This is a genomic window from Limnohabitans sp. T6-5 (genome assembly GCF_003063315.1).
Taxonomy (GTDB): domain Bacteria; phylum Pseudomonadota; class Gammaproteobacteria; order Burkholderiales; family Burkholderiaceae_C; genus Limnohabitans_A.
Genome location: NZ_NERV01000003.1, coordinates 722842 through 735715, shown reverse-complemented (window position 1 = coordinate 735715; position 12874 = coordinate 722842). Strand labels below are relative to the sequence as shown.

At 61.3% G+C, this 12874-nt stretch carries 13 protein-coding genes; 5 read left to right on the top strand and 8 right to left on the bottom strand.

The window, feature by feature from the left end:
• Positions 1-3 precede the first annotated feature (3 nt).
• Genes B9Z51_RS15115 through B9Z51_RS15105 form a run of 3 tightly spaced genes read right to left on the bottom strand, consistent with a single transcriptional unit; the run spans position 4 to position 3324 of the window.
• Positions 4-1731 carry a tannase/feruloyl esterase family alpha/beta hydrolase gene (locus B9Z51_RS15115; RefSeq protein WP_108375918.1) on the bottom strand — a complete coding sequence of 576 codons (1728 nt, stop codon included), beginning with the start codon at positions 1729-1731 and terminating at the stop codon, positions 4-6.
• A gap of 43 nt (positions 1732-1774) precedes the next feature.
• Positions 1775-2797 carry a tripartite tricarboxylate transporter substrate binding protein gene (locus B9Z51_RS15110; RefSeq protein ID WP_199227547.1) on the bottom strand — a complete coding sequence of 341 codons (1023 nt, stop codon included), beginning with the start codon at positions 2795-2797 and terminating at the stop codon, positions 1775-1777.
• A gap of 59 nt (positions 2798-2856) precedes the next feature.
• Positions 2857-3324 (bottom strand): DUF3237 domain-containing protein, encoded by a 468-nt coding sequence (locus B9Z51_RS15105; protein ID WP_108375917.1) that lies wholly within the window; start codon positions 3322-3324, stop codon positions 2857-2859.
• Between the two features lie 84 nt (positions 3325-3408).
• On the opposite strand from B9Z51_RS15105, the gene B9Z51_RS15100 reads away from it, so the two are divergent.
• On the top strand, positions 3409-4176 hold the full coding sequence (locus B9Z51_RS15100) for a helix-turn-helix transcriptional regulator (protein WP_108375916.1): 768 nt from the start codon (positions 3409-3411) through the stop codon (positions 4174-4176).
• A gap of 12 nt (positions 4177-4188) precedes the next feature.
• Here B9Z51_RS15100 and B9Z51_RS15095 read toward each other — a convergent pair whose 3' ends face one another.
• Positions 4189-6087 carry a ferrous iron transporter B gene (locus B9Z51_RS15095; RefSeq protein WP_108375915.1) on the bottom strand — a complete coding sequence of 633 codons (1899 nt, stop codon included), beginning with the start codon at positions 6085-6087 and terminating at the stop codon, positions 4189-4191.
• A complete protein-coding gene (locus B9Z51_RS15090) occupies positions 6080-6322 on the bottom strand; it encodes a FeoA family protein (protein ID WP_108375914.1) in 243 nt (80 codons plus the stop codon). Before B9Z51_RS15090 ends, B9Z51_RS15095 begins: the two co-directional genes overlap by 8 nt.
• A gap of 388 nt (positions 6323-6710) precedes the next feature.
• On the opposite strand from B9Z51_RS15090, the gene B9Z51_RS15085 reads away from it, so the two are divergent.
• The 4 genes from B9Z51_RS15085 (at position 6711) to B9Z51_RS15070 (ending at position 9247) form a co-directional block, all read left to right on the top strand.
• On the top strand, positions 6711-7184 hold the full coding sequence (locus B9Z51_RS15085) for a YeeE/YedE family protein (protein WP_108375913.1): 474 nt from the start codon (positions 6711-6713) through the stop codon (positions 7182-7184).
• Entirely contained in the window at positions 7181-7606 is a 426-nt protein-coding gene (locus B9Z51_RS15080; RefSeq protein ID WP_108375912.1) for a DUF6691 family protein, read from the top strand. Before B9Z51_RS15085 ends, B9Z51_RS15080 begins: the two co-directional genes overlap by 4 nt.
• Before the next feature lie 96 nt (positions 7607-7702).
• Entirely contained in the window at positions 7703-8257 is a 555-nt protein-coding gene (efp, locus tag B9Z51_RS15075; protein ID WP_019428318.1) for an elongation factor P, read from the top strand.
• A 102-nt stretch (positions 8258-8359) separates the two neighbouring features.
• Positions 8360-9247, top strand: a complete 888-nt coding sequence (locus B9Z51_RS15070) for a TIGR00730 family Rossman fold protein (RefSeq protein WP_108375911.1) — start codon at positions 8360-8362, stop codon at positions 9245-9247.
• Between the two features lie 84 nt (positions 9248-9331).
• Here B9Z51_RS15070 and B9Z51_RS15065 read toward each other — a convergent pair whose 3' ends face one another.
• Genes B9Z51_RS15065 through B9Z51_RS15055 form a run of 3 tightly spaced genes read right to left on the bottom strand, consistent with a single transcriptional unit; the run spans position 9332 to position 12866 of the window.
• Positions 9332-10516 (bottom strand): MFS transporter, encoded by a 1185-nt coding sequence (locus B9Z51_RS15065; protein WP_108375910.1) that lies wholly within the window; start codon positions 10514-10516, stop codon positions 9332-9334.
• On the bottom strand, positions 10513-11886 hold the full coding sequence (locus B9Z51_RS15060; protein ID WP_108375909.1) for a DNA recombination protein RmuC: 1374 nt from the start codon (positions 11884-11886) through the stop codon (positions 10513-10515). The genes B9Z51_RS15065 and B9Z51_RS15060 overlap by 4 nt, the downstream gene beginning before the upstream one ends.
• A complete protein-coding gene (locus tag B9Z51_RS15055; RefSeq protein ID WP_108376053.1) occupies positions 11883-12866 on the bottom strand; it encodes a D-glycerate dehydrogenase in 984 nt (327 codons plus the stop codon). The genes B9Z51_RS15060 and B9Z51_RS15055 overlap by 4 nt, the downstream gene beginning before the upstream one ends.
• Positions 12867-12874 lie beyond the last annotated feature (8 nt).

The following is a 12874-nucleotide window of genomic DNA, read 5'->3' as shown; positions in this document are numbered from 1 at the left end:
TATTCACTTGCACGAGAAGTTGCTGGCGTCTTCCAGCGAACCGCTGCCTTTGTAAGTGGCCACCGTGGGGTAGGCGCACAACGGACGGGTACGCTTCGCAGACCAGTCGGCAGGCAGCTCGGTGTTCACACCACCCGCATTACCCGCGCCGCGCACACTGGCCACCACGGCCTGCGGTGCCACGCCTTGCTCCACCCATTGCACCAGCGGACCGAGCAAATCAAACTGGTCAGCGGCCGGGCCCATGCTGCAATGGTTCATGCCGGGCACCGGGAAGTAGCGGGCCAAGTCCGAACCCGGATTGGCGTTGGCGCGGCTCAGGCGCTCCACCCACTGGCGGGTGTCTTCGGCCGAAAAGATCGCATCGCTCACGCCGTGGTACATCACCACCTTGGCTCCCCGCGCACGCAAAGCGGCCATGTTGGCGGGGTTGGCCTCTCCGGGCGGTGTCATCAGCGACCAGCCCGATTCGCGGTAGCTGTCGTTGGTGGCCGAGAACATGGCCAAGCGCTGGCTGACGTTTTCATCCAGCGGCTTGAGTGGCGCAGGCGGCACGCTGAAGATGGTGCCAATGGCCAGCGGATCACGGATCAACGAGTCGACAAACTTCCAGGTGCCCCAGTTGGCCCCGGCCACGCCCGTGTCGTAAGGGAAGCTGGCGTAAATGCGCTGGCCGTCCGCCGTGTGCGCGCCACCAAACACGCGGGCCACCACGTCTTTTTGTGCAGAGGTCAAACAAGCGCCGTTGCGCTCACCCGTGCAGGTGGCCACATCGGTCTTCACGTTGAAAGCCGCCTGGCAAGCCTGTGTGGCCTGCACCATGCCGTCTTTCGCGCCGTCAAGGGCATCACATTTATCAGCAATCGCTTTGGCCACAGTCTGGCGCTCTTGCGAGGTGAAGGCACTGGCCAGATCGGGCAAGGTGCCATTGGGGTTGAGCGGGTTCTTCACCGTGGCACCGGGTGTGGCCAGCGGTGCCCACTGCTGGGCACCCCAGATTTGCGCCAGCGCCGCATAAGGCAGGCGGTAGCCAGGAGCGCCGACCAGATAGCCGTCGTATTGCTCACCCACACGCGCTGCCGCCACCATGGCGTGACGCCCGCCGTTGGAGCAGCCGCCGATGTACGAGCGGTCAGGCCCTTTGCCGTAAGCCCCGGCAATCAGCTGCTTGGCCATGGGCGTGAGTTTTTCCACGGCCTGATAGCCGTAGTCCAGCCGCGCCTGTGGCTCCAGACCGAACACCGTGGTTTGCGGGCCACTGTGCCCAGCGTCGGAGCTGATCACAGCAAAGCCCTGCATAAGTGCGCCCGTGAGCGGTCCACCGCCCAAAGCGCCTAAAGCGGGCACCACCGCCCCATCCAGCCCACCATTGCCTTGGTAATAAAACCGGCCATTCCAAGCCACCGGCAAACGCATCTCAAAGCCAATGGCGTAGTCACGCCCATCGCTGCCTTTGCGCTCGTGCATGCGGCCTTTCACAAGGCAGTGCGCTGGCACGGCTTTGTCGCCTTGCATCACTGCGCCCGCAACCACAGAAGCCGCCGATTCGATGCGCGTGTTGGGCAACTGGAGCTTGGACGCCAAGGCCTCACAGTTGGGCAAGCTGGCACCTGTGGCCGCTTTCAGAGGGGCAGGCGATGTGCTTTGCAAAGTGCCGCAAGCGACCAGCACGCCGACCGCAGACAAAACGCCCAGGCCCTGAAAGGCTCGGTGGATGGAAATGGAACGCATGGTGTGTCTCCTTGAAAGAGGGGTAAATGCAAAACGGGCCGTGTCAATCAGCCTTGAAGCCCGTGGCCGCTACAGCCTTGCCCCAGGTCACGGTGTCGGCCGCGATGGTGCGGGCAAACTCTTCGCGGCTGGTGCCCGTCACGCGAAAGCCCGACTCTTCGAGCTTGGCCTTGAGGTCGGGCGACTTGACCGCTTTCTGGATGTCGGCGCTCAGTTTGGCCAGGATGTCGGCGGGCACCTTGGACGGTGCCACGATGCCAAACCACGACGAGAACTCCAGGTTGCTGTAGCCCTGCTCCTTGATGGTGGGCACATCGGGCAGTGCGCCCGTGCGGGTGGCCCCGGTGCTGCCCAAAGCCACCAGCTTGCTCGCCTTGACGTTGGGCGCAGCCAGACCCACGCTGGCAAACACGCCTTGCACGTCACCACTGAACAGCCCGCCCAACGCATCGCCGGTGTTTTTGTAGTGCACGGCTTCGGGCTTGAGCTTGACCGCATCGCCAAACATGAAAGCGCCAAAGTGGCCGGGCGTGCCTGCACCAAAGGTGGCCATGAACAGGCCCTTTTGCTGCTGTGTCCAGCTCACAAACTCTTTGACGTTTTTGGCGGGCACCTTTTGCGGGTTGACCAGCAGCACAAAGTCGGCGCTGACCACCTGGCTGACGGCGGCAAAGTCTTTCGCCGGGTCATAAGGTAGCTTGTTGTAGCTGCTGGGCGCGATGCTCAGCTGACCGGTTTCGCCCAGCATCAGGGTGTAGCCATCGGGCGCGGCGCGGGCCGCTTCGCTGGCAGCGATCAGGCCACCGGCACCGGGCTTGTTGTCCACGATCACACCCATGTTGCCCCAGCCCTCGGACAGCTTTTGCGCCAGCAAACGCGCCACGATATCGGGACCGGTGCCAGCCGGAAAGCCCACGATCACGCGCACCGGGCGATTGGGGTAGCCCTGTGCGGCTGTTTGTGCTTGCGCACCCACGCTCATCACGGCGCACAGCGTGCATGCTGCAGTCAAAAGGGCATGGCGGCGGGCCAGGGAAGCAACGGTATTCAATGCGATTCGGGTCATGTGGTATTTCAGACAGGGGAAAAAAGACACCCATCAGGGTGGATAAGAAAAAATGGGCTTCAGGCCACCTCAAAAAAGCGCATCACCACCCGGTCCGGGTGGCGGGCACCGGTGCCCACAAACAGGCGCTCGGTGATCCATCGCAGTGAGGGCGAAGCTGTCTCAAAACTCGGGCTGCAGCGGAAATACACCGACTCAGGCGGCACCGGCTCGCCGCGCACCAAGCGCGCCATCACCTCGGGCGCGGCGGTGCGCACGGCACGGTTTTGCACAAAAATCAGATCACCGCCATCGGTCTCGATCGTGTAGCGGGCGTCCAGCTCGGCCATGCGCTCGTTCACGATCAGCTGGAAGTCAGCGCCGCCGGGCAACACACGGGCCGTCCAACCCTGCCCCTGCACCTGCCCGCCCAGAATCGGAATCAAACGGCGCACGCCGTGGTGGGTCTGGCCGACCTCCTGGGGCTTGTCCACCTGGACGGACAAATCGGCAAACAAGTTCAGTGTGGGTGTTGGCAAGTTCAGCATGGCGCTAGGGTATTCCCAATTCAAGGGCCTGTCTGTCCTCCCTTAAGATGACGGGAAAACCCCAGCCCTCTTTGCTTTATACCCATGCGTCAGTGGACCCCTTCCTGTTCCAACCATTCCGTTCAGGTCTTGCCAGGGCTCATCGGTCTGATGGGCCAAAACGCATTTGAAACCTCGCTGCTCGAGCACCTGCAGCCCCTGGTGCCAGCGGCCTCCTATTCGATTTACCAGACTGGGCGTGGCTGTGACCCGACCCGCTTCATGTCCGCCAGCCTGGGCATTCCGGACACCACCCGCGAATGCTGGAACGCCTACCTGTCGGGGCCTTATCTGAGCGACCGCACCTTGGCCGCTCAGGACGAATCAACAGACAGCCTGGTGCTGTGCCACATCACGGCCCCCGAAGTCCCCGCCCAACACCGGGCCCGTGTGTATGAAGCCCATGGCATGGCCGAGCGGGTTTCGATCGTCCAGCGTCAGAACGCGGCGATTTTTGCGATCAACTTTTACCGGCACGATCACCAGCACCCCTTCAGTGACGGCCAGCTGTCCGACTTTGCATCGCTGGCCCCGGCGCTGCTGTCTCTGGCGCAAAAACAAATCGAACTCACCCGGCCCCGGCTGGCGCGCCGAAGCACCTCAGAATGGGTCATGCAACTGCAACAGTTCGAGCCCGCACTGACACCACGCGAGCGGGAAGTCTGCGCCCGTCTGCTGACAGGCATGACGCAAGAGGGCATTGCCTTGGATCTGGGCTTGGGCCTGCCCACCGTCAAGACCTACCGCAACCGCGCTTTTGCACGGCTGGGCATTCATTTCAAGAGTGAACTGTTTGCGCTGTTTTCGGCCTGAGTGCTGTGGCCATCAGGTCCAAACTGAAACCAACCTAAAGGTGATGAAGGCCGCGCCATAGGCCAGCGCCAGCTGATAGAGCACGGTGATGGCGGGCAACTTCCAGCCACCGCTTTCGCGGTAAATGGCCACCAGCGTGGACAGGCATTGGGGTGCAAAGATGTACCAAGCCAAAAGTGCCATGCCTGTGGCCAGGCTCCACTGCCCGGCCAGCACCGGTGCCAATGCAGTGGCCGCACCACCGCCATCGGCCGCCACCACGGCATAGACCGTGGCCAGCGCACCAATGGCCACTTCGCGGGCAGCCATGCCCGTCAGCAGGGCCACGCTGATCTGCCAGTTGAAGCCCAACGGCGCAAACAGCACTTGCAAAGCCCGCCCGATCTGACCTGCATAGCTGTATTCAATGGCTGATCCCACCGCATCTGCAGGCGCAGCCGGATAACTGGCGAGCCCCCACAGCACCACGGTCAACAGCAAAATCACCGTGCCTACGCGGCGCAAGAAAATCCAGGCCCGTTGCCACAAACCCAGCGCCAGATTGCGCAGCGTGGGCCAATGGTAAGACGGCAACTCCATCATCAGCGGACGCGTCTGGCGCCCCGTGCATGTGAGCTGCTTGAGCACCCAGGCCACACCCATGCCACCCGCAATGCCCGCCAGATACAGACCCAAGAGAACCAACCCTTGCAACTGCATGCCGCCCCACGTTTTGGCAGGCACAAAGGCCGAAATCAGCAGGGTGTAGACCGGCAAACGGGCCGAGCAAGTCATCAAAGGCGCGATCAGGATCGTCACCAGCCGGTCACGCCGATTGGCAATCGTGCGCGTGGCCATGATGCCCGGCACCGCGCAAGCAAAACTCGACAGCAGCGGAATGAACGAACGCCCCGACAACCCCACCCCGCCCATGATGCGGTCCAGCAAAAACGCCGCGCGCGGCAAATAGCCTGACTCTTCGAGCAGCAAGATGAAGAAAAACAAGATCAGGATTTGCGGCAAAAACACCAGCACGCCGCCCATGCCCGCCAGCAACCCCTGCACCAGCAGGTCGCGCCACCAGGCCTCGGGCAGCACCTGCAGGGCCACCGCCGACAGCGCGTCCGTACCGGACTTGATCAGGTCCATGGGCCATACAGCCCAGGCAAACACCGCCTGAAACACCAAAAACAAGACGGCCAGCAAAATCAGCGGCCCAATCCACGGGTGCAGCACCACGCGGTCAATGCGGTCGCTCAACACATCGGGCACCAACGAATCCAGCTGCAAGCGACGCAAGATGTCCTGCACCACGACATGGTCGGCCTCAATGTGGCCCGCATCCTGTTGCACCTCAGGGCTTTCGACACGCCCTGGCAGAGGGGAACTGTGGGTCCAAGGCCGTTTGACCAACCACTGCCGAATGGCGGCCTCGCCCCCTTGACGCACAGCCACACTGGTCACCACCGGCAAGCCCAAGGCCTCAGACAGCGCTTCGGTATCAATCTTCAAGCCCCGGCCTTCCGCTTGATCGGCCATGTTGAGCACGACCAGACACGGCAGGCCCAAGCGCTTGACCGCCAGCACCAAGCGCAGACCACGACGCAAGTTGGTGGCATCCACCACGCAGACCAAAGCATCTGGGCGCTTTTCTCCGGCAGATTTGCCCATGAGCACATCGCAGGCCACGCGCTCATCGTCCGAACGTGGGTAGAGGCTGTAAACACCCGGCAAATCCAGCACACGCAACGCAGCACCGTCAGGCATGGGCAGACTACCCTCTTTTTTCTCAACGGTGACGCCTGCGTAATTGGCCACCTTCTGGCGGCTGCCCGTCAGCAAATTGAACAAAGCCGTTTTACCGCAATTGGGATTGCCCACCAATGCCAGCATGGTGCCGCGTGGCATCAGGTACAGGCGTTGTTCACGCATCCACAGACTCCAGCTCGATGCAACGAGCCTCAGCGCGGCGCAGCGCAAAGGTGGACAAGCCCACCCGCACCGCCAGCGGATCGCCACCCAACAAGCCACGCGACATCACACACACAGGCTCACCCGGCAAAAAACCGATCTCCTCCAACTGCCGAGCCTGAGCACCTTGCCCCACAGGAACTCGCACGCGCGCGACACGCCAAACGCTGGACAAAGGGGCTTGATCGAGGTTCATGGGACGTCTCAAATGACAGTCCTCCAATTATATCGAGAATCATTCTCAATTAAATACACACCCGACAACCCCCAGAACAGTCCCCAAAGTCCGTGCCCAAAGTTGTGGACAACTACAGGGACAAGCCGCCAAAGCCCCACCCAGCAAGGGCTGGCGGAGCGCGCTTAAAAAGTAGGCACCGGCGGAAAATTGGAAACACTCAAACCATCAAAATTCACATTTCAAGGTCGAATGGCGCAAACACCGCACTTTGACCGACCAAACGAGGCCCAGCTGTGACGCGGCAGATTCAGGACAAATGCAATGACTTGAATGGGCCGGATCCATAAAAAGCCCAAGGCAGCTGCTTGAGCAAAGCCCATAGCGATTCACCCCGATAATCCCAACCATGACCCTCATCAACACCCTCTTCCCCCTCGGCTGGCAGCACTACCTGTTGGGCGGCCTGACCATTGGCGCTGGTGTGGCGCTGCTTTATGTATTCAATGGCTGGGTGGGCGGCATGAGCACCGTGTTTTCCAGCAGCTGGTCCCTCGTGTTCAAACGCTCGTTTTTTCAGCAAGACCGCTTTCTCAACTCCCGCAACTGGCGGCTGGTTTACGCGCTGGGTGTGGTGCTGGGGGCTTTGGTCTGGCGCTTTGCGCTGGCAGGCGGTCAAGCACAGCACACCAGCGTGCCAGCCTGGCAACTCTTGATTGGCGGTTTTTTGGTGGGCTACGGTGCACGCCTTGGCAACGGTTGCACATCGGGCCATGGCATTTGCGGGCTGGGCTCGTTGCAGCTGCCTTCGCTGGGCGCAGTGCTCACTTTCATGGCCACAGCCTTTCTGACCGCCAACCTGATCGCCTGGAGCCTGGCATGAACCCGCACACCCTCACCTTTCCCAAAGCACTGATCACCTTGCTGGCCGGGGCGCTGTTTGGCTTTGGCCTGTCACTGGCCACCATGGTTCAGCCTGAAGTCGTGATCAGCTTTTTGCGATTCAAGGACTGGGGCTTGATGCTGGTGATGGGCGGTGCAGCCGGTCTGGCGATGGTGGCTTACAAGGGGTTTCCGCGTTGGTTTGGCCGTCCGCTGTTGGGTGGCCAGTTCCTCACCCAACCCGCCAGCTGGAACCGCCAGACCGTCATCGGCTCGGCCATTTTTGGCATGGGCTGGGGTCTGAGCGGGGTCTGCCCTGGCCCAGCCATTGCGGCCTTGGGCACCGGCAACACCGACATATTGTGGGCTTTGGGCGGCATTGTGCTGGGCGCTCTGGTGCAAGGACTGACGGCATGCGATTGATCGACCAAGCCTTGCCGACCAGCCAATCCTGCCCCGCAGGTTAGAATAGTGGGCTTGACCTCAGGTCACCCCTTTTTCATTTCAGACTCAATTCCTATGAAAACCGCTCAAGAAATCCGCGTTGGCAACGTCATCATGCACGGCAAAGACCCCATGGTCGTCCTGCGCACCGAATACCAACGGGGTGGCCGTGGCTCGTCCACCGTGCGCATGAAGCTCAAAAGTTTGATCGCCAACTTCGGCACCGAAGTGGTGTTCCGCGCCGACGACAAGATGGACCAGGTCATTCTGGACAAGAAAGACTGCACTTACTCTTACTTCGCTGATCCGATGTATGTCTGCATGGACACCGACTTCAACCAGTACGAAGTCGAAGCCACCAACATGGGTGACGCCCTGAACTACCTCGAAGACGGCATGGAACTCGAAGTGGTGTTCTACAACGAGAAAGCCATCTCGGTCGAATTGCCCACCAGCGTGGTGCGCGAGATCACCTGGACCGAGCCCGCGGTCAAAGGCGACACCTCCGGCAAAGTGCTCAAGCCCGCCAAGATCGCTACCGGCATGGAAGTGCCAGTGCCTTTGTTCGTCAGCCAAGGCGACAAAATCGAAATCGACACCCGCACTGGCGAATACCGCAAGCGCGTTTGATCGAAGACGACTCTCCTAAGAAAGCCCCGACAGGGGCTTTTTTCATGGGCAGAGCACAATAATCCACAGAGCCTCCGAGATGGGCAGAGGCACAATCACAGCATGCAATCGACCCCAGATCTCCAATCCCCGTCCCTGCCCCATGCCTGGGCGGAAACCAAACCCGATTTTCACGATGCCGATTGGCTGGAACCGCAAGCAAGTCGATTGGCCTTTGCCGACCCCGAATTTTTACTGAGGCGCGAAACACGGGGTATCCGCTTCCAGCTGGAAATGCTCAAGCCTGATTTGGCTCAAACCGAAGCCCACATCGACCACACCGTGGTGGTTTTTGGCAGTGCCCGGTTCACGGACAGGTTGACTGCTCAGGCCCAGCTTGTGCTTGCCCAGCAAAGCGGTCTGGCACCCGCCATCGCCAAAGCGCAAGCCCTGGTGCGCAATGCGCAGCATTACGAAAACGCACGCACTTTTGCAGGCTTGGTGGCCCGTTCCTCGGCCAACCTGCCCGATGAAGAAAAACTGTTCATCTGCACGGGCGGCGGCCCCGGCATCATGGAAGCGGCCAACCGGGGCGCGCATGAAGCCGGCGCGCCTTCTGTGGCCTTGAACATCGCCTTGCCCCATGAGCAAAACCCCAACCCCTACGTCACCCCCCATCTGAGCTTCAAGTTTCATTACTTTGCGTTGCGCAAGATGCATTTCATGATGCGAGCCAAAGCATTGGTGGCTTTTCCCGGTGGATTTGGCACGCTGGACGAGCTGTTTGAAGTGATGACCCTCGTGCAAACCCGCAAAGCCCGTCCGGTGCCCATCCTCTTGTTCGGAACGGATTACTGGAAACGGCTGATCAACATGGATGTGTTGGTCGAAGAAGGCACCATCACGGCAGAAGACCTGCATTTATTTCGCTACGTGGATACGCCTGAGGACGCCTGGAAAGCCATCTGCGATTTCTACCAATTGAGCCACCAAGCCACCTCGCCTTCGTAGGTCGGCACTCGCAGAGTCCGGCATCTGCCGCTTGAAAAGACGCTGCCATTCCACTCGCATTGGCCGGGGCCTTGGACCGCCGACCTACGATGAGGGTGAGTGGGTGCGCTCCGGTCGCAGTTTCCAGGCCAGCAGTGAGCCCCAGCCCACTGCCGTGCCCACCACCCAGAACACAGGCGCAACGCCCGCAATGGCCCCGGCCGCGCCAAAGAGCGTGGGCATCAACACGCTGGACGCGTTGATGCTCATGAGCCGCAGGCCCAGCGCCTCGCCCTGGCGGTGGGCCGGGGTGATCTGGTGCAAGGTGCTCATGATCATGGGCTGCACGCTGCCCAGCACCAGGCCCAGCGTGACCGAGCAGGCCCCCATGGCCCAGGCGTTGGGTAGCCAGGGGTAAAGGCCAAACAGCAGCCCGGTCGCCACCATGGCGAAGGTGATGATCTGGTGCTCATGCACATGGCGCGCCAGCCACGGCAAGCACACCCGGATGAAGGCCGCGGCCATGGCAAACGAGCCCAAAATCGTACCGACCACCGAGGCACTGAAGCCCCGCTCGTGCCCGAGGATGGGCACCACGAAGGTGTGCACGTCCCAGCAGGACGACAACAGCCAATTGACCATCAAGAGTCGGCGCATGAGCGGCTCGCGCAGCAAGTCCAGTGCATTGCGTGGGGCTGCGTTGTCTGGTGCAGGCTGGATCAGGTGTTCCTGGACATGGCGCACCCAAAACCACGTCACCAGCGGCAACAAGGCCATGGCCGCAAAAGCCACCTGAAAGCCTGTGGTGTCGGCCGCTTGCGTGCCCGCGTGGTCGATCAGCAGCCCCGCCACCACAGGTCCCAAAAAGTTGGAGATGGCCGGGCCGATCGACAGCCAGCTGAACGCAGTTTTGAGCGCCACGCCATCTTTGGCAGAACGGCCCACATGGCGCTGCAGGGCGATCACGGTCATGCCCGTGGCGCCGCCCGAGGCCAGGGCGCTCACGCACAACATCGGGAACACCGGCCAGATGGCCGACAGCATGGCGCCGATGCTGGCGATGGCAATGCTGAAGCGCAGGGGTTTTTTAAGGCCATGCCGATCGGTGTAGCGCCCGGCAGGAATGGCCAGAAACACCTGCGTCAGGGCAAACAAGGAGAGCAAAGCGCCCACCGCCATGGCGCTGTAGCCCTGCTTGAGGGCCAACAATGGAGTGGCCATGCGCATGCCCGCCATGCAAGCATGTAAAAAAATCTGGCCTGCGATCAGGCGGGCCAGCTCTTGGCTCACTCAGCGCCCTCTTCTGCCGAGCCAGGCAACAGCGCCTGTGCCGCAGTCTCAGGCAAGGCATCGACCTGCCGCAAGGCTCGGTTCAACACATTGCTTCGGGTCTGGGCCTGGTCGAGCGTGTTAAGCACGGTCTGGGTCTGGTTGCGCACCTTGGTCAGCACATCACCAAATTTTCCAAATTCAGTCTTGACCGCACCCAAAACGTGCCAGACCTCGCTGGAGCGCTTTTCAAGGGCGAGGGTTCTGAAGCCCATTTGCAGCGCATTGAGCATGGCCATCAGGTTGGTCGGACCGGCCAACGTCACGCGGTGGTCGCGCTGCAGGCTTTCCATCAGGCCGGGACGACGCAGTACCTCGGCGTACAGGCCTTCGGTGGGCAGAAACATCACCGCAAAGTCGGTGGTGTGCGGTGGCTCCAGGTATTTGTCGGCAATCGACCGGGCTTCGAGCTTGATGCGCGCCTCCAATGCCCTGGCGCACAGCTCGGCCTGCACTGGGTCGGCGCGGCCCTGAGCTTCGAGCAGGCGCTCGTAATCTTCGTTGGGAAACTTCGCGTCAATCGGCAGCCACACGGGCTGACCGTTGTCCGAGCGGCCCGGCAAGCGGATGGCAAAGTCCACGCGGTTCTTGTCGCCGGGTTTGGTGGCCACCTGCTCGGCGTATTGCTCCGGAGCGAGTACCTGTTCGAGCAGTGCGCCCAGTTGCGCTTCGCCAAATATGCCGCGCGTTTTGACGTTGGTCAGCAGGTGTTTGAGGTCGCCCACGCCCTGCGCCAGGTGGTGCATTTCGCCCAGGCCTTTGTGCACCTGCTCGAGCCGGTCGGCCACTTGCTTGAAGCTCTCGCCCAAGCGGGCTTGCAAGGTGGCCTGCAGTTTTTCATCCACGGTCTGACGCATTTCGTCGAGCTTGGCGGCATTGCTTTGTTGCAACTGCGCCAGCTGGGTTTCCATGGTGCCGCGCATCTCGGTCAGGCGCCGGGCATTGGCCTCAGACAGCGCATTGACCTGTTGGGCCAGGCTGTCGGTCAGGCTTTTTTGCAGCAAGGCCAGCTGTTGGGCCAAGGCGTCAATCTGCTGGTTTTGGGTGCGGGTGGCTTCAGCGCTTTGTTGCAAAAGCGATTGCTGAAACAACGTCAGCGTCTGCATGGCTTCTTGCCGACCCTGCACACCAGACTGGCTGATTTCGGTGCGCAGCTCTCGTTGCAACCGCTCAGTTTGCACCTGCAAAGCACCAAACTGCTGCTGTTGCCAGGCCGTTTGTTCAGCGGTCTTGTCCGCCCCGTTGTCTGGTGCAGCTTGGGATCGAAGCAACAGCACCAGGAGCACCAGCAGATTCAATCCCCCCAGCGCCAGCAATACCCACTCATTCATGCGGCACGCCCAGGCACGGTGTTCAAAGGCGTCAAGGCTTGTCCACGGCTGAAATAGGTGATCAGGTTGTCGGCCGCCAACTGCGCCATGGCGCGGCGCGTTTTGACCGTGGCGCTGGCAATGTGGGGCGTGAGCACCACGTTGGGCACGGTGAGCAAATCAGGGTGCACGGCAGGCTCGCCCTCGAACACATCCAGGCCTGCCGCCGCGATGCGCTGCTCACGCAAGGCCGTCGCCAGGGCCGCATCGTCCACGATGCCGCCGCGCGCAATGTTCACCAGGGTGGCGGTCGGTTTCATCATGGCCAGTTCTGCTGCGCCAATGGTGTGGTGCGATTCGGCGCTGTAGGGCACCACCAGCATCACATGGTCTGCCGTCTTGAGCAGCGCTTCTTTGCTCATGTAGCTGGCTTTGCACTCGGCCTCCAGATCGGGGCTCAGGCGTGAGCGGTTGTGATAGATCACCTTCATGCCAAAACCGTGCGCGGCGCGGCGGGCAATGCCCTGCCCGATGCGGCCCATGCCGATGATGCCGATGGTCGAGCCATGCACTTCGGCCCCGGCAAACATGTCATAGCGCCAATTTTTCCAAAGTCCGGCACGCAGGTAGTGTTCGCTCTCAGCCATGCGTCGGGCCGTGGCCATGAGCAAAGCAAAGCCAAAATCAGCCGTGGTCTCGGTCAGCACATCAGGGGTGTTGGTGGCCAGCACGCCAGCTACCGTCATGGCGGGCACATCGAAATTGTTGTAACCCACGGCCATGTTGGCGACGATGCGCACTTGAGGGTTGGCAGCCAGCACCTGGGCATCCACCGGGTTGGCCCCCACGGTCAAGGCACCCACATGGCCCGACAAACGCGCCATCCATTCGCTTTTGCTCCAGCTTTCACCGGCCTGGTTGTCGGTGACATCAAAATGCTCGCGCAGGCCAGCCAGCACATCTTCAAATATCGGGCACGCGACCAAAATCTTGGGTTTCATGTCTTGTT

Excerpts from the sequence above, each read along its gene's own strand:
- B9Z51_RS15115 (WP_108375918.1), bottom strand. The coding sequence starts at position 1,731 with ATGCGTTCCATTTCCATCCACCGAGCCTTTCAGGGCCTGGGCGTTTTG.
- B9Z51_RS15110 (WP_199227547.1), bottom strand. The coding sequence starts at position 2,797 with ATGACCCGAATCGCATTGAATACCGTTGCTTCCCTGGCCCGCCGCCAT.
- B9Z51_RS15105 (WP_108375917.1), bottom strand. The coding sequence starts at position 3,324 with ATGCTGAACTTGCCAACACCCACACTGAACTTGTTTGCCGATTTGTCC.
- B9Z51_RS15100 (WP_108375916.1), top strand. The coding sequence starts at position 3,409 with ATGCGTCAGTGGACCCCTTCCTGTTCCAACCATTCCGTTCAGGTCTTG.
- B9Z51_RS15095 (WP_108375915.1), bottom strand. The coding sequence starts at position 6,087 with ATGCGTGAACAACGCCTGTACCTGATGCCACGCGGCACCATGCTGGCA.
- B9Z51_RS15090 (WP_108375914.1), bottom strand. The coding sequence starts at position 6,322 with ATGAACCTCGATCAAGCCCCTTTGTCCAGCGTTTGGCGTGTCGCGCGC.
- B9Z51_RS15085 (WP_108375913.1), top strand. The coding sequence starts at position 6,711 with ATGACCCTCATCAACACCCTCTTCCCCCTCGGCTGGCAGCACTACCTG.
- B9Z51_RS15080 (WP_108375912.1), top strand. The coding sequence starts at position 7,181 with ATGAACCCGCACACCCTCACCTTTCCCAAAGCACTGATCACCTTGCTG.
- efp (WP_019428318.1), top strand. The coding sequence starts at position 7,703 with ATGAAAACCGCTCAAGAAATCCGCGTTGGCAACGTCATCATGCACGGC.
- B9Z51_RS15070 (WP_108375911.1), top strand. The coding sequence starts at position 8,360 with ATGCAATCGACCCCAGATCTCCAATCCCCGTCCCTGCCCCATGCCTGG.
- B9Z51_RS15060 (WP_108375909.1), bottom strand. The coding sequence starts at position 11,886 with ATGAATGAGTGGGTATTGCTGGCGCTGGGGGGATTGAATCTGCTGGTG.
- B9Z51_RS15055 (WP_108376053.1), bottom strand. The coding sequence starts at position 12,866 with ATGAAACCCAAGATTTTGGTCGCGTGCCCGATATTTGAAGATGTGCTG.